We start from the raw sequence: 16,986 nt of genomic DNA, 5'->3' as shown, positions 1-16,986 counted from the left end.
ATTGGGTTGTACCGACTCTTTAGAGTTAAATATATAGGCATGAAAGGAATTTAGCTTTGAAAAAGAAAATTTTACTATTATCGATTTTTACTATTTTACTATTAGGCATAGGACTTGGTGCTACGCATTCCAATGCTGCCACAACAGGATGGAAACTCGAAAAAGGCAAGTGGTATTATTACCAAAATAATACGACGGCAAAAGGCTGGCTCTACATAAAGAATAAGTGGTATTACATGGATGCCAAGGGGGCCATGCAGACCGGGTGGCTCAATCAAAAAGGTAAATGGTACTATCTGCTAGCAGATGGCTCGATGAGAACAGGATGGCTTAGTACCAACAACAAATGGTATTACCTCCAGGCTGATGGTTCAATGAAAACAGGATGGCTTAACAACAACAAATGGTATTACCTCCAGGCTGATGGTTCGATGAAAACAGGTTGGATTATGCTTAATTCAAACTGGTACTTTCTAAAAGCTAGCGGAGAGATGAGTATTGGTCTCTTAACAGTTGCTTCGAAAAATTACTATTTTAATAGTTCAGGTGTCATGCAAGTAGAGCAATGGATGGAATTAAACGGTAATAAATATTATTTTAAAAGCGATGGATCAGCTGCAACAGGCAGTTCTGATATTATCGAAAAAAAATATTTATTTAACACAGATGGCATCTTAGTCTACGGCTGGGGGAAAATCGGTGGAAATTGGTATTTTTCTGATAATGAAGGCCTTGTTCAAACTGGTTGGCTGACTGACAAGGAGAAAAAATACCTTTTAGATCAAAACGGAGTCATGCTAACGGGTTGGTATAATGAACAAGGTAATAGATACTTTTTCGATAGCGGTGGAGCTCTAACCACAGGAATGGCCACGATAGAGGGCAAAGCATACTTTTTCAATAATGAAGGGGGCCTCTATACCGGTGGCTGGTTTACAATCGACACTAATAAATATTTTGCAAATGATACAGGTGTACTCCAAAAGGGCTGGCTGCTAGACGGAGGTCAGTGGTATTACTTTAATCCTTCAGGGGTGATGACAACAGGTTGGTTCCAGGATAAGGGAAATTGGTACTATTCCGATACAAATGGGGTCATGCAGACAGGCTTGATTACCGTGGATGGCAAGGAATACTTTTTTGCGGATAGTGGTGTCTGGATTCCTACTACATCTAAGGGGTTAGCCGGAAAAACGATTGTATTAGATCCCGGACATGGCGGCTATGACAGCGGTGCAGGGGCAGCGGGCGTTCTCGAAAAAACCATCAACTTGCAGGTAAGCCTTAAATTTGCCGAACTTCTCAAAACCAATGGTGCCACTGCTTATTTAACCAGGAGCAAGGATGAATTCATCTCCCTGGATGGCAGGGTGGAATTCTCAAATTCGATAAAACCAGACGCGTTTATCAGTATTCATGTAAATTCGGCTGATAGTACAAGCGCGCAAGGAATTGAAACCTATCATAATTCTAAGGATGGGGTCATGCCGGCAGAAAGCAAAAAGCTCGCAGCGTACCTCCAAGATGAAATCATTAAATCCACAGGTGCTGTTTCCAGGGGCGTGAAAGATGAAAGCTTCCGGGTAATCAGAGGCAATCAAGCACCAGCCGTCTTGGTGGAAATTGGTTTTATCTCAAACGATAAAGAAAGAGCAAACCTGGTGAGCGACAGCTATCAAAATAAAATCTGCACTGGATTGCTTAATGGATTGGTAAAGTTTTTCGATCAATAAGTTTGTTTTGATGAAAAGAATCAAACCTAATTAAGAGGGAGACTTTTCAAAAAACTATCTAACTTATAAATAAATAAACGCACGCACCAAGCGGGTCAATGCCCACATGGTGCGTGCGTTTTTACTATTGAAATCCCCAAATATCTAATACATCCACGCCAAAACGTCCATCACACAAAGACATTTGTCCACGAGTGGTGCCTGACACCCTAGCTTTGACATCCAATCTTTTGAAATCCTAGATTATTCCACATTCAATTTAGAATCTTTTTTCGCTAGTTTTAGATAAATCATATAGAGAATCCCAATGGCCATCCAGACGAAGCCGAGTTTCTTTGAAGTTGGGTCGAGGTTGAACCACACGTACCCGATGATCAAGAACCCGATTAACGGGAATACCAAGTGATTTAGGTAATCTTTACTCTTCTGCTTCCTGACAAAGTAGTTAATGACAGATAAATGCAGGAACAAGAAGGCAGTCAACGCTCCGAAGTTAACAAGTGAAGCAAGGCTATCAATCTGCGAAGCAAATCCAAGCGTTACGACAAGCGAAATCACGGCGACTAGTAAGGTACTTATATATGGTGTTTTGTACTTGGCATGAACCTTTGAGAGTATTTTCGGCAGCTTTCGGTCGCGTGCCATACTGTATAAAATCCGCGAGATAGCCGCCTGAGCAACAAGCGCATCCGCAATCCCCCACGCAAGGGCCGTTGCCAAAATAGTTGTCCACTTTAACCATGACCCACCGGCAATTTCAGCAATTTGATAAAAGGCAACGTCTGCATTTTCAAAAGAGGTATAATCGGGCCAAATTAACGCTGCCACCCATGTCTGGATGATGAACAAGACACCAACCACTAACAGGGAGAAAATAATAGCACGGCCTACCACTTTCTTGCCTCCCTTTGTTTCTTCAGCCAGCGTTGAAATAGCATCAAATCCAAGGAAGCTTAATACCGCAATGGAAACCGCTCCCATAACCATGCTCATGCTAAAGTTTTGTTTATCAAAAATCGGCTTAAAATTGAATTCGGCGCCATTGACTCCTTTGGAAATCGCAATAATGGCCGCGCCAACAAAAACAACCAGAACAATCAATTCAAGGATAACAATGATTTTATTCGCCTTTGCGGTAATTTCAATCCCAAACACGTTAATAACCGTATTGATGCCGATGAAAATAACCAGCCATATCCAGATTGGGATTTCTGGTGCAATGTCACTTAAAGCCGCAGCACTAACTAAATACAATAAGGCCGGTACTAAAATATAATCGAGTAAAATAACCCATCCAGCAAAAAAGCCGACATGTTCATTGATTCCACGCTGGGCATAGGAATAGACAGACCCCGCAATTGGAAACGCCTCGGACATCCTTGCATAGCTTAATGCAGAAAACACCATTCCGACCATCCCAATTAAATAAGCAAGGGCGACCATTCCGTTCGACCCTTGGGCAACATATCCATAAATACCGAAAGGCGCAATCGGGACCATAAAGACAAGCCCGTAAATAAGTAAATCCCAGAATGTTAACGACCTCTTTAATTCCTGTTTATAACCAAATTGTTCAACGTTCGCCTGACTACCCGATGATTTCGGCGATTGATTGGTATTCGTTGGTACTCCTGGTTCCATCCCTCTTCTTCCTCCCTAATCGAACAGCTTAACATCGTAAGCTTCTAAAATGGATTTTGGCACGAAAAATCTTGCCGTTAACAGCGGATCAACAATTTGTGAAACCTGAACCTGTCCAGCCGCACTGAACAGCATTGTCAACTCTGGCAATGTCAAATCGGTATGCGGAAGCAACGTATCAACAAAAATCTCAACTGCCGCTTTTGCTGCTTCATCAAGCGTAGCCTTCGAAACGATCACCGCCACACCTTCTTTATTTTCAAGAAACGGAAACGGAATCGACTTCCCTTTAATTACTTCTAACGTGACGCTCACTTTACCGGGAATCTCGACGCCAGATACCCCAATTTCCCCGTCTCCCATGGCCGCATGCATATCTCCAAGACCAAACAGCGCGCCTTCTTGGAATACCGGAAAATAGAGTGTCGCCCCACTCGTGATTAACGTGGTATCCATATTTCCACCATGAGCACCCGGTGTCCCACAGGAAACTGGATCCCCTTCTGGTGCAACCCCGATTACGCCAATCATCGGGTTTAATGGCAGTTGAATGCGCTCATTAAACACGGCTTTTCCATCGACGATCGGAACCATTTTGACTTCGAACTCATCAATCCTGTGCCCCATTACGCCGAGTCCTGGTCCGGTAGCAAGGACTCCCATATCCCCAAGCTCAATCTTGTCAATTTTTACTTTTAAAATATCCCCAGGCTTTGCACCTTCTACAAAAATGGATCCTGTTGCTGGGTTAATTTGATTCCAATCGATGGCGTTAAATCCTGTCTCAGCCGATTGAATTTGATTTTGAAAGCAATCAAACGTTTCAACAACAACCTGTGAACCAGACGGCACGCGTAATCCTACTTTATTTTTTTTACTAAACGCATAAAAATACTGTTCTTTTGCTAGTGTTTGAACCATAAGCCCGCCTCCCTTTTTCTTCATTATAAAAAAAGGAAAGCAGCTTGTTTTACAGTATCTTGATGAGATTTTGCATTATTTTTAAATTGTTCTGATTTTTCTAATAAATAGGTAAAATAAGACAATAGTTGAAAGACCTAGATTCCCGCTCATTCCAGCAAGGACTCCTATTGTAAGAGAAACCCATAGCCCTAACACCGTTGACGCAATGATTACGATAGAAAGTTCCCATCCCCACCGTACAGGATAGCCGAGCAAAAGCCATAATGGCAGGCACAATGAAATAAATAAATGGATATAAAAAATAAACACAGCTTCAATATCCAGCACAAGCGTCACTAAACAAGCCAGAACACATAAAACCAGGCTTGCAGCATAACCCTTTTGAATTGCCTTGTCCCCCTTAAATATTGTCAGGAGTAAACTAATCAGATTATGGAGAGAAACGCCAAGACTTAAAGCAAAACAGGACAGCGCACTGACAACGAGGACATACAAAAGCGGACTTGAAAAAGCGTGCTTCATAAGAGGGAACAGCCCTACTAAATCCCTTTCTCTACCATGTGACATCAAGAAAACTGTAATCACAGACAAGGCAACTGGCATACTGCTCCAGCAAATAGCCGTCAGGCTAATCGTTGTTTTTAGCCTCGTCCGCTTGACTCTTAATAAGTCGCCAGTCATCACATAATAAACGAGCAAATGACCAGCCGTAAAAACCATGAATAGAAGGGCGGCAGCCACTAGATTCCCCGTATCCCAATCAGCTGCCGGAAGTTTAATGAATCCTTCGTGAATCGAGGAAACTCCGTGAAAAAGAATGGTCACGATTGGCAAAATCGTAATCCCAGTAAAAAAACCAAACAGCAGCCAGCGCCCTATTTTCTGAACACCACCTGCCCCACCCATTCCCGAAAACACAAATACAAAAAAGAACAACAACGACAATGTCCATGCTGGTTGAATACCAAAAACGGCTTTCATAAACGATTGGGCGAGGACCCCGGTTATGATTAAGCCTTCACTTCCCGCAACGAATAAAATCAAATAAATGGGGACGCTTCCCGTGCCAGGAATTCTTGCATTTAAAAAAGCTCCTAGGTTTTCATAGACGGCAAATCCATCGTTCAACCGGCCAATTTTACCGCTGAACCACAACAGGACAGCGGTTCCAGCGATGGAAAGAACAAGGCCCGCCATATACCCTTGGGAAACGGTTAAGTAAATGGGAAAAAACACAAACGTGCCGGTCAGAAGTCGAAACAACAGTGATGTAGTCCCCGTCGACACTTGATTTTTTCCAGGGATCTGTAAATAGTCAGCCACGTTCCTATGCCCTGCAAATTCCCCCATATGAAAAATCAACATAACAATCGCAAGGAAAAGGATCACATACCAATCAATCATGAACCATTCTCCTTACACTGACTTCTCGTATTAAAAATAGTCGGTACTGATACCATCATCTGTTTTTTTCTTACACTGACTTTTCGGCCTGAAAACAGGAGGTCCCCATCCATCATATGTTTTTCTCCTTATACATACTTGGCGTCATACCCTCCACTTTTTTAAAAATATTGCTAAAATGGTGCTGACTCGAAAACCCGACCGCCTCGGCAATTCTACTCATACTCCACTCGGATTGTTCGGTAATCAGTTTTTTGGCCTGATGAATCCTATAGCTTAACAGATATTCTTGAAACGTTGAGTCAATTTCTTCAGAAAATAAATGGCTTAAATAGGAGGCACTCACAGGAATTTCATCCGCAATCTCCTGCAGGCTGAGTTTTTCTGAAAAATGGTTTTCTATCTGCTTAATCACATATTGAATATGGGGAGACTTTGCCACCGCATGTTTATTTACATGGAGGTATTTTTCAATCACGGCAAACAACTCCTGTTCAATTACAGGCTTCACTAAATATTCCATCACCTCCGCCTGAATCGCCCTTTTAGCGTAAGAAAAATCCTGATGCGCAGAAACAATAACAATCTCGATCCCACCTTGTTTTTCCTTTAGACGCTTGGACAACTTCAAGCCATCCTCACCGGGAAGCCGGATATCAACAAACGCCAGATGGATGCTTTCTTTCTCTGTGATTTTCCCCGCGGACACCCCATCCTCGGCCTCAAAAATATTCCATAATGGGTACTTACGATGAATCAGATAGCGGAGCTGTTCGATTTCCAAATATTCATCATCAACAATCAGGATGTTCATTCAATCATCTCCAGGTATGTATGGCCAATAGGCATGGGCGAGTGTACACCCATCCTTTGTTTCTGACAGTCTAATCGTAGACGGCAGGTCAAAAATGAGTTGAAACCGTTTCTCGATATTATGAAGTCCGGTCCCCTTCCAATAGGCGGGCTCGAGGATTCGATCTGGACCGTTGTCAAACACTTTTAAGGACACCCAGTTCCCTTCCCGCTCGAAAAAAATTGTTAACAGCTTGTCCCCCGCTTTTTTCTCAAGTCCATGCTTAAAGGCATTCTCAACGAATGTTTGAAGCGTATAAGGAGGAATCTTACAGTCAAGCAAGGCTATGTCAATTTCGTAGGTAACCATTAACCGTTGCCCAAACCGCAACTGTTGGACTGCCAAGTAATTTTTCGTATGGTCTAACTCTGTCGAAAAAGGAACAAGGGCTTCATGATCCTGATAACGGTAACGTAAAAACAAGGAAAACTGCTCAAGTCCTTTGGTCATATCGCGATGCCTGCCAATTCGACTCAACGATAAAAACGCATTAAGCGCATTAAATAAAAAGTGGGGCTGGATTCGCTCTGCCAGCTGTCGGTACTCACTTTCCTGGAGCTCCTTTTCAAGCCGTACTTTGATATTCTCAAGCTCCAGCACATCCAGCTCTTGATCCAGCAGTCCTAACATCAGCAAGACAACTAAGCCGACAATCGGCATCAGCACACCGAGGAACATCACAAGTACAAACATAAACTCCACCACACTAAAATATTTATCTGAATATTATTTTAAATCAAAATAGTGGAAAGGTCACCCTTTCCTGCTGACTTCTTTTAATCGCTGGATTTCTTGACTCCAATGATATTGGAACAGATTCCAACTCCGCTCTAAAAATAACCTTTGTTCTTCCTTCATAATTCCCATGATTTTTTGCTCGCTATGTTATGATTTATAAAAATAATAGTTATCACATCATTCTCATCGTGTTTCAGATTTTTGAAAGGGAGGCCAATTATGGAGCAAAATGGTATTTTTCATGCGGTTTGCCCACTCGACTGCCCGGATCAATGCGGATTACTTCTACATAAAAAAGACGGTAAACTTGTCAAAGTTGAGGGAGACCCACAACATCCGGTGACGAACGGTCATATTTGCAACAAAGTTCGGAATATGGCAGAGAGGATTTATGATGAAAAGCGTTTGAAATACCCATTAAAGCGCATTGGACCCAAAGGCGATGGGAAATTCACACGTATCAGCTGGGCTGAAGCCCTCAGCACGATTACCTCCCGCTGGAAGGAGCTTATCAAAACAGATGGATCAGATAGCATTCTTCCTTACAGTTTTTATGGGAACATGGGCAGACTCAGCGCGGAAGGAATGGACCGCCGTTTTTGGAATCGCTTAGGTGCCTCCCAGCTGGATCGAACGATTTGTTCATCCGCTGGCTCTGTAGGGTACAAATATACGATGGGCGGCAGCCTGGGGATCGACCCGGAAGATACCATTCATTCCAAACTAATCATTTTTTGGGGCATCAATGCCGCCAGCACCAACATGCATCAGGTCGCCCTTGCGCAAAAGGCCCGCAAGCAAAACGGTGCCAAGATTGTCGTCATCGATGTCCACAAAAATCAAACTGGCAGATTAGCAGACTGGTTTATTCCGATATTACCAGGAACCGACAGCGCCCTCGCACTCGGACTGATGCATATTCTGTTTTCCGAAAACATGGTTGACCAAGGCTTTTTAGAAAAATATACCGTCGGCCATGAAGCACTAAGGGAGCATGTCTTGCAGTATGACCCGGCCTCCGTTTCCAAAATGACCGGAGTTTCAGTCGATGATATTTATAAGCTCGCAAGAATGTACGGTGAAGCGTCACCTTCGTTTATTCGGATCGGCAACGGCCCGCAGCATCACGACAATGGCGGCATGTTTGTCCGAACTGTCGCATGTCTGCCTGCTCTCACCGGACAATGGCTGGAGAAAGGCGGCGGGTGCATCAAAGGAAACTCTGCCTACCTTGCTCCGAATACCGAATACTTGCAACGTCCTGACCTTTTGATAAATAAACACACCCGCGTGATTAATATGAACCTACTTGGCGAAGCATTATTGACACTTGATCCGCCAGTTAGATCACTTTATGTGTACAGCTCGAATCCAGCGGTTGTTGCTCCAAGCAGTTCGAAAGTAAGGAAAGGACTTGAGCGCGAAGATTTATTTACCGTCGTCCATGATCTATTTTTAACAGAGACAGCCAAATATGCGGATATAGTTTTACCAGCAACATCATCCTTTGAAAATACGGATCTTTACACATCGTACTGGCATCATTTTGCGCAAATTCAGCAGCCTGTCATCGAACCATACGGGGAGGCGAAATCCAATGTCGACGTTTTCCGTCAGCTTGCTAATGGAATGGGTTTCGATGATCCACTTTTACAAGAAACAGAAGTGTCAATGATTGCTGCGGCGCTTGATAACCCTCAAAATCCTTATCTAGAAGGAATAAACTACGAGGCATTGGTTAAGGAGCAATATATGAAGGCCAAGGTCAAACCGATGTTCCCTGGAAAACTGCCAACACCGAGTGGCAAAATCGAACTCTATTCGAAGAGGATGAAAGTAGACGGATACCCGCCGCTGCCAACCTATATCCCGTTGGAAAACGATGGGGAACACCCCTATCAATTTGTCCCTGGGCCGAATCATAATTTCTTGAACTCTACTTTTTCTAACAACCAAAGGCACATTGAGCTGGAACAAGAACCAAGATTGCATATGAATCGTAAGGATGCCACGGCACAAGGAATTGATGATGGAGAAATGGTACGGGTTTGGAACAATCGCGGAGAATGTGAGCTAAAGGTTTCTGTGGGGGAAAACGTCCTTCCAAGAGTAGTCGTAACACAAGGCCTTTGGGCAGATACAATAGGTGGAAAACAGCTAGTAAATTCCCTAACTCCCGAGCGCATAGCCGACATGGGCGGCGGTGCCACCTTCTTCTCCGGTCGGGTCAGTGTAATGAAAATGTAAAGAACCCTTTCAATATGGTGCCTGACACCACAAAAATACAAATGCCCGCGCGTGGTGGACACGCGGACATTTCAGGCACTTGTATAAAGCATCCTCTCTACACGGACATTTGTCCACGAACGGTGCCGGACACCACTAACTAATTCTACCTAACTCGCCTTGTACCCTTTACCCATTATTTCGTGGACGTTGTGGACGGTGACGTAGGCGTTTTCGTCAGTATCGCTAATAATATTTTTCAGCTGGACGATTTCTTGTTTATTGATAACGATATAGAGCACATCTTTATTCTGCCCGGTATAGCCGCCGCGTCCATCCAAAACCGTTAAGCCGCTGGACATTTTATTAGTGATATTGGCCAGGACCAACTCGGGAGAATTGGAAATTATGATATAACAAAATATCGATTTCTTCTAACCTATTATTTATTTCTATTAGAAAAGGGTCCAAGTCTATTTAGGCTTGGACCCGAACTGCTCAAAAAATCCCCCAGTTCTCTCCTCAATTTCAATGCTTGAATCAATCAGCACCTCGTGTAACCGGGTTTACTTATAAAATATCCTTTTTACAAAAAGGTGTCAGGCACCATCAATAAAAGGTACCTGACACCATGAATGACATCATGAAGATGCTCTCTCTACGCGACTTCCTCTCCGCCGCTTTTTAACGCTTTTACCATCCAGTTTTTCCCTTCGACCAAGCGTGTCACTAACATGGCACAGACAGTGTTGCCAGTGGCATTTAGCAGTGTTGCCGGTGCATCAATGATGGTGCTGATGACGGCGATAATTGGCAACGTTTCAGGCGGGAAGCCGTACACGCTGATAATCAGCATCTCACCGATCATCCCACCACCAGGAATCGCTCCCATGACAGCTCCGACTAAAAAGGCGACAGCCAGAATGCTCAACATATTAGAAATGCTGGTTAAATCCCTTCCAAACAAAGCAAATAGAAAAACAATTTTCAACACCCCGCCAAAAACGGAACCATCTTTATGCGTGTTCGCACCGAGTGGAATAATCGTTTCGGCAATATCCTTTGGAACCCCCATGTTTCTAACCATAGCTAGGTTCACGGGAATACAGGCAGCACTTGAGCACGTCGCAAGCGCCGTGACAGATGGTGTGATGGCATTTTTCCAAAAAAGCTTGACCCCAGCCTTTCCTCCTGCGATAAAAGCGTAGAGAGTGAAAAAACCAAAATAATAAATCACTGTAAGAATGAGATACAGCACAAACGAGCGGGCGTATCCTTCTAAAATTTGCGGACCGAGATCCCCGATAACAGCGGCAAAATAACAGCCGAGCCCAATCGGAGCGTAATACATGACGATGCTGACCATCTTCATGATCACGGCTGACGCTGCTGATAAAAAGTCCGCAACAGGTTTCGCTTTTTCCCCAACCGCAGCCGTAGAAATCCCGAATAAAAGCGCGAAAACAATCAGCTGCAGCATATTACTTCTCGATAGCAATAAGTTAAAATCTGATACCGTGAAGGTGGCGACCAGATGGTCAAGGAACGTTAGTTTCTCAGCATCGGTCTCAACGGACGAATGATTCATTACTTCTTTAATTGAAGAAATATCGGTATTTTCTAATGGATGAATGATTGAAGCACCGGCAAGTCCCAAAATTGCTGCGACAGAAGCAGTCACTAAGAAAACAACAAGGATGCTGCCCATAATTTTTCCAAGCCTTTTCATGCCGTTCATATTCGCGATCGCAGAAGCAATGCTGAAAAATACTAAGGGCACAATCATCATGAACATTAAATTAAGAAAAAGATCTCCAAACGGCTTAACCACCGCTGTCTTTGGTCCAAAAAACAAGCCTGCTGCACCACCAATTACGATGGCGGAAAGCAAAATAATCGTGAAACGATAATTTTTAAAAATAGATTTCACTATCCCACTGCCTTTCAACATAAAAAAAAGATAAGTTCTCATTAAAAAGAATACTCAAGTTCACTCGCCAGGTAAATAACTTTATTAATCGCAAATATGTCGAAATATTGAATTCCTTCAACAAACGAAGCTGTTGAGCATTTCCTTTTTCGAAAGAATTTTCTATTCATGATTTCCCATACAAATTATCCACAGCGTTGATTTTTATTAACGAATAAACGATAAAAAATGGAAAATGGTGCTTGACTTGGGTGTCAGGCACTATTTTCCATTTTTTACAAATCCATTGATAGTGTCAGGCCCCATCGATGGCACCCGCATTAATATTGTTGATGCTTGTGCCATTTCCATGCATTTGCGATGATTTGTTCTAGATTCCGTTCCGCTTTCCAGCCAAGTTCTGAAAAGATTTTCGCCGACGAAGCAACGAGCTTCGCCGGATCACCTGCACGGCGGTCAACCATTTCGACATTTGCCTTCACTCCGGTGACTTTTTCACATGTCTCGATTACTTCCTTCACCGAATACCCAAGTCCATTGCCAAGATTATAGACATCAGCCGACTTCTTCCCTGCTAATAATGCTTCGAGTGCGAGAATATGAGCAGCGGCTAAATCAGTGACATGAATATAATCACGAATACAAGTACCGTCCGCCGTATCATAATCAGAGCCAAAAACAGACACTTTTTCCCGCTGACCTAAAAGCTGTTGCAGAACAATCGGAATTAAGTGCGTTTCCGGATCATGGCTTTCGCCAATAACAGCGGATTCATGGGCACCGGCAGCATTAAAATAACGCAGCACAATATAATTCAAGCCATACGCTTTTGAAAAATCAGCCAGGATTTGCTCCACCATCAACTTGGAATGACCATAAGGATTAATGGGTGCCGTTTTCGTTTTTTCATCAATAACATCTACATCAGGAATACCATAGGTAGCAGCAGTGGAGGAAAAAATAAAGTTTTTCACCTTAAATTTCTCCATAACCTTTAATAAGGTTAAAGTAGAGGCAACATTATTTTGATAATATTTCAAGGGATTGACCACGGATTCCCCAACCAAGCTATTAGCTGCAAAATGCATAACCGCCTTGATGGGATAGCTTCTAAAGACCATTTGCAGGTCATCCTCATTGCCGAGATCGCCCATTACAAAAATTGCCCGGCTGTCAACTGCCGCACGGTGTCCGGTAGACAGGTTGTCCAGCACAACGACCTTTTCTTTTTCAACTAATTCCTTCACAAGATGGCTACCAATGTAACCCACCCCGCCAACAACGAGAATCATATTCATTTCCCCTTAGCTAGAATTTCATTTACTTTCCCCATTATAACATGTTAACGAAAGGACATCTTGTTACAAACACAGTGCAAAAGAACCCCTATATATCGATTCCATTTTAGTGGAAAATACCACCAATGGGTGTCAGGCACTAAATTGGACCACTCACAATCTGTCGAAATTATTTTTTTGTTTCCGACATGCTTCTCCTTTATTCCTCGCTGACATTTGATATCTTTAGGAAAAAAGGAAATTCAACTTAGGAAAGGTCAATTTCAACAATCGATACCCCATTTGGTCGTTATTCTTGTAAAAAGGAATTATTCCCCTTATTTCAGTCCATACTGATGAACGACGTTTTACTAGCCTTTAACTTTTCACTAGGGGTGAATATCATGGAAAAACAGGAGAATTTTTTCATTGGGTTAATATGGGGGACAACCTTAAGCATTCCATTATGGATCGCGTTTTTCGGCTGGCTAAAAATTATTTTCCATTTTTTATAAAAGGGAGCAATGACCATCTGTTACATTCTTTGGTACGACAGCCTTTAATAAGGTCCAATATGCCTTTTGTATATCATAAAGTATGTTTAGTTTAGGTTCCTTTCTATAACCAAGGGAACAACATGTCCGCAGTGATATTATAGAAATAGACAAAAATAAAGAATCCCCGAAAAGGATTCTCCTCAACCGATTTTTTCAAATTGGACAAAATCAAATCATCACTAAATACCGAATTCCCTTATTGGTTATAATCCCAAACAATCCGCCACTCATCCTTATCCTTCACGACAAAAACCTCCTGCTTCAAGTCAAAGTTGCCGTACTTTCCTTTGTAGGTTTGAGTAACAAGGATCTTATAAACATTCTCTAGTGCTGGACCGATTTTAGACATTTTCCATTTCTTTATTTGTTCTGGCTTACCGGCTGTATACGTAAAGCTTTCCACCCCAAAATGAGTCATAAACACATGTGCTCGGTCCTGAATGTACCCGCCCTTCGGGAACTTTTTCTTCATCGCGGAATGAAATAAAGCCCATGATTTCGAGAAATCTCCCTCCTGTTCATAGTGATAAAACTCATCTACAACCGCCTTTGCTTGTTGATCTGGAGAAACCCTCACAAACTGAAACACAAGAAAAAGGCCAGCAACCAATAAAATCCCGATGATTAATCCTTTGAATGGAGCAGACTTTTTTGCCATTGCAATCTCCTCTATCTTCGAAAGCTCGTATATTAAAAATATGCACCACCATGTCCAAATAGTCATTAAAGCTAAATCTTCGTATAAATAACAATTTTTTATTTGAGTTCTCATGGTCATCTCTATTAAAATCAACAATGAGAGTTGTTGATTTTTTGAGGAGGCTGCAAGAAATGAAACTGAGCAGTGAAGAACTGGAGATTTTAAAAATAATCGAAGAAAACCATAAGGTATCCGTAGAAACGATTGCCCTAATGGCCATGACAAGCGAAGAAACAATCCAAAGCACTATCAAAAAGCTAGAAGACGAGAAAATTATTATGAGTTACCCAACCTTAATTGATTGGACCAAGGTGGAGGGGCAAGAAAACATCGTTGCCATGATTGATGTAAAGGTAACACCAAAACGGGGAGTAGGCTTTGACGAGGTCGCCGAGAGAATTTACCGTTTTCCTGAAGTGTCCTCTTTGTATCTCATGTCCGGTGCTTATGATTTATCCATCACCATTGAAGGAAAAACGATGAATCAAATCGCTGCTTTTGTATCGGAGAAACTATCAACAATTGAAAACGTCGTCTCCACCACCACCCATTTCATGTTGAAAAAATACAAACATGATGGCGTGATTTTTGAAAGTGGGGCTGACGATAAAGACCGAAGAATGGTGGTTTCACCATGAAAAACGACTATGCCCACTATATTTCACAAACGGCTAAGGAGTTGCAGCCCTCTGGCATAAGAAAATTTTTCGACCTCGCCGCCGGTATGAAAGACGTAATTTCTCTAGGTGTCGGTGAACCAGACTTCATCACCCCTTGGAATATTCGCGAAGCCGCCATTTTATCAATGGAGCAAGGTTTTACTTCCTATACCGCTAACGCAGGTTTGCTGGAATTGAGGGAGGAAATCTCCATCTATCTCAAGACAAGGTTTAACGTAGAGTACGACGCGAAAAATCAAATTATCGTCACAGTCGGAGCAAGCCAGGCGATCGATCTAGCCTTCCGGGCAATTTTAAACCAGGGTGATGAGGTATTGATTGTCGAACCGGCGTTTGTATCCTATGCACCCCTGGTTTCATTAGCCGGCGGGAAACCGATAGCCGTTTCAACCTCAGCGGCAAATGGCTTTAAAGTGACTCCTGAACAAATAGAACAGGCGATTACCGAAAAAACGAAAGCCATTTTGCTCTGTTTTCCAAACAATCCTACCGGCACTTCTTTAAACGAAACGGAACTGATAGAAATCGCAAAAATGATTAACAAGCATGATTTACTTGTCGTTTCCGACGAAATTTATGCTGAATTAACCTATGATGAAACTTTTACAAGCTTCGCCTCCATCGACGGCATGTATGAGAGAACGATTTTAATCAACGGTTTTTCCAAAGGATTTGCGATGACGGGCTGGCGCTTGGGGATGCTTGCGGCTCCTAAGGAATTGGTCGAGGTTATGCTGAAAATTTTCCAATACACGACGATGTGTGCTCCCACTATGTTGCAATACGGTGCAATTGAAGCGCTTCGCAACACGTTTCACGAAGTGGAATCAATGCAAAAAAGCTACCGAAGACGGCGAAATTATGTCGTCCAAACACTGAACAACATCGGCTTGGACTGCCATACCCCCGGCGGTGCCTTCTACGTGTTCCCTTCGATAAGGGCAACTGGTCTTACATCCGAACAATTTGCCGAAGAGCTACTGATGAAGGAAAAAGTAGCGGTCGTTCCCGGCAATGTGTTTGGCGAAAGCGGCGAAGGCTATATTCGTTGCTCTTACGCATCCTCTATGCCGCAGCTTCAGGAAGCACTGAAACGCATGCAGAGGTTTATTGAAGCGAAAGGTGTATCCAGTAATAACCATGTAGGAGAATCCATTTACTATTAATATAACGAATTGCCTATAAAAATAGAGAAAACAAACCTTTTCCTGAATCGTTTACCGATTTCACACAACCACCCTGTTGCTTTCAACAGGGTGGTTTATTTCTGAAGTAAAGTACAGCTCCGAGCTTTGACAACAGACTAGGAGTGACCGGCAAAAAAATGGATACAATAAAATTACCTATTGAAAAATAACCAAAAAACGAATAATATATAAAGGTTGTTAAAAAAACGTTCGGTTTTATGGAGGAACTACGATGTTTAAACTCAAAGAAAATCATACAAATGCAAAAACAGAAATCATAGCGGGCATCACCACTTTTTTCACGATGGTTTATATTGTCGTGGTAAACCCAGTTATACTTGCCGATGCTGGCGTTCCATTTAATCAAGTATTTACAGCAACCATCATTGCCGCGGTTGTCGGAACACTTTGGATGGCATTGTTTGCAAACTATCCAATCGCTATCGCACCCGGAATGGGATTAAACGCCTACTTTGCCTATTCTGTCGTCGGCGGCCATCAGGGGATTAGTTACCAAACAGCCTTCGCCGCTGTCTTTATTGCTGGGATTATTTTTGTCATTTTATCCTTAACCCCGCTAAGGGAAAAATTAATTGAGGCCATCCCGGAAAACCTCAAGCACGGGATTACCGCAGGTATCGGCCTATTTATTGCTTTTATCAGTCTACGCCTAACAAAAATTATTACCGCCCACCCGACCAATCTCGTTGGTCTAGGAGATCTTCATACCCCATTAGCCGTTTTGACGTTAATAGGGCTTGCTATCACACTTATATTAATGGCGCTAAGGGTCAACGGTGCCTTATTTTTTGGCATGATCATCACGGGAGTAATTGCCTTCTTTACTGGTCAGCTTAAATTTGATAAAGGATTCATTGGTTTTCCTACGCTTCCCGAAGGACTTATTGTCTCTAATCCATTGACAGCGATGACCGATGTGATTCACCACAGCCTTTACGCCGTTGTTTTTTCCTTTATATTAGTAACGATTTTTGATACTACCGGAACGATGATTGGTGTCGCAAACCAAGCTGGTTTAATGAAAAATAACAAACTGCCCCGGGCACGCAAAGCACTTCTCTCCGATTCAATTGCTACTGCTGTTGGCGCGATGTTTGGAACGAGTCCGACAACGG

Annotated in this window: 13 protein-coding genes and 1 pseudogene; 5 read left to right on the top strand and 9 right to left on the bottom strand. The window is 42.7% G+C overall.

Features of this window, described 5'->3' with window-relative positions; genetic code table 11:
• The first annotated feature begins 56 nt into the window (after positions 1-56).
• The gene (locus tag RTR43_RS03655) at positions 57-1,733 is read left to right on the top strand and encodes an N-acetylmuramoyl-L-alanine amidase (RefSeq protein ID WP_312469726.1); all 1,677 of its coding nucleotides are present in this window, start codon (positions 57-59) and stop codon (positions 1,731-1,733) included.
• Between the two features lie 243 nt (positions 1,734-1,976).
• Here RTR43_RS03655 and RTR43_RS03650 read toward each other — a convergent pair whose 3' ends face one another.
• From RTR43_RS03650 to RTR43_RS03630, 5 genes are all read right to left on the bottom strand, one after another.
• Entirely contained in the window at positions 1,977-3,374 is a 1,398-nt protein-coding gene (locus RTR43_RS03650) for an APC family permease (RefSeq protein WP_312469724.1), read from the bottom strand.
• Positions 3,375-3,389: 15 nt separating this feature from the next.
• Complete coding sequence (locus RTR43_RS03645) at positions 3,390-4,295, bottom strand: acetamidase/formamidase family protein (protein ID WP_312469723.1); 906 nt, start codon at positions 4,293-4,295, stop codon at positions 3,390-3,392.
• Positions 4,296-4,376: 81 nt separating this feature from the next.
• A complete protein-coding gene (locus RTR43_RS03640) occupies positions 4,377-5,702 on the bottom strand; it encodes a hypothetical protein (RefSeq protein ID WP_312469722.1) in 1,326 nt (441 codons plus the stop codon).
• Positions 5,703-5,814: 112 nt separating this feature from the next.
• Positions 5,815-6,516, bottom strand: coding sequence for a response regulator transcription factor (locus RTR43_RS03635; protein WP_312469721.1), 702 nt, complete (start codon positions 6,514-6,516; stop codon positions 5,815-5,817).
• The gene (locus RTR43_RS03630) at positions 6,517-7,248 is read right to left on the bottom strand and encodes a sensor histidine kinase (RefSeq protein ID WP_312469720.1); all 732 of its coding nucleotides are present in this window, start codon (positions 7,246-7,248) and stop codon (positions 6,517-6,519) included.
• 264 nt (positions 7,249-7,512) lie between these two features.
• Between RTR43_RS03630 and RTR43_RS03625 the strand changes: the two genes are divergently transcribed.
• On the top strand, positions 7,513-9,540 hold the full coding sequence (locus RTR43_RS03625) for a molybdopterin-containing oxidoreductase family protein (RefSeq protein ID WP_312469806.1): 2,028 nt from the start codon (positions 7,513-7,515) through the stop codon (positions 9,538-9,540).
• 149 nt (positions 9,541-9,689) lie between these two features.
• On the opposite strand, the pseudogene RTR43_RS03620 reads toward RTR43_RS03625, so the two are convergent.
• The 4 genes and pseudogenes from RTR43_RS03620 to RTR43_RS03605 all read right to left on the bottom strand — a co-directional run.
• Positions 9,690-9,929, bottom strand: a pseudogene (locus RTR43_RS03620) (YitT family protein); the annotation flags it as partial.
• Between the two features lie 248 nt (positions 9,930-10,177).
• Complete coding sequence (locus RTR43_RS03615; protein WP_396954529.1) at positions 10,178-11,470, bottom strand: dicarboxylate/amino acid:cation symporter; 1,293 nt, start codon at positions 11,468-11,470, stop codon at positions 10,178-10,180.
• A 299-nt stretch (positions 11,471-11,769) separates the two neighbouring features.
• The gene (galE, locus tag RTR43_RS03610; RefSeq protein WP_312469717.1) at positions 11,770-12,741 is read right to left on the bottom strand and encodes a UDP-glucose 4-epimerase GalE; all 972 of its coding nucleotides are present in this window, start codon (positions 12,739-12,741) and stop codon (positions 11,770-11,772) included.
• Between the two features lie 738 nt (positions 12,742-13,479).
• Positions 13,480-13,941, bottom strand: coding sequence for a hypothetical protein (locus RTR43_RS03605; RefSeq protein WP_312469715.1), 462 nt, complete (start codon positions 13,939-13,941; stop codon positions 13,480-13,482).
• Between the two features lie 173 nt (positions 13,942-14,114).
• Here RTR43_RS03605 and RTR43_RS03600 point away from each other — a divergent pair, with 173 nt between their 5' ends.
• The 3 genes from RTR43_RS03600 to RTR43_RS03590 all read left to right on the top strand — a co-directional run.
• Complete coding sequence (locus tag RTR43_RS03600) at positions 14,115-14,621, top strand: Lrp/AsnC family transcriptional regulator (protein ID WP_312469714.1); 507 nt, start codon at positions 14,115-14,117, stop codon at positions 14,619-14,621.
• Positions 14,618-15,829 (top strand): aminotransferase, encoded by a 1,212-nt coding sequence (locus tag RTR43_RS03595; protein ID WP_312469713.1) that lies wholly within the window; start codon positions 14,618-14,620, stop codon positions 15,827-15,829. The genes RTR43_RS03600 and RTR43_RS03595 overlap by 4 nt, the downstream gene beginning before the upstream one ends.
• Before the next feature lie 253 nt (positions 15,830-16,082).
• Positions 16,083-16,986, top strand: a 904-nt coding sequence (locus RTR43_RS03590) for an NCS2 family permease (RefSeq protein WP_312469712.1), incomplete at its 3' end; no start/stop codon positions are given.

Source organism: Neobacillus sp. (assembly GCF_031988165.1).
Lineage (GTDB): Bacteria > Bacillota > Bacilli > Bacillales > Cytobacillaceae > Neobacillus > Neobacillus rhizosphaerae.
Note: the sequence above shows the minus strand (reverse complement) of the source record. Positions and strands in the feature narration are given on the sequence as shown.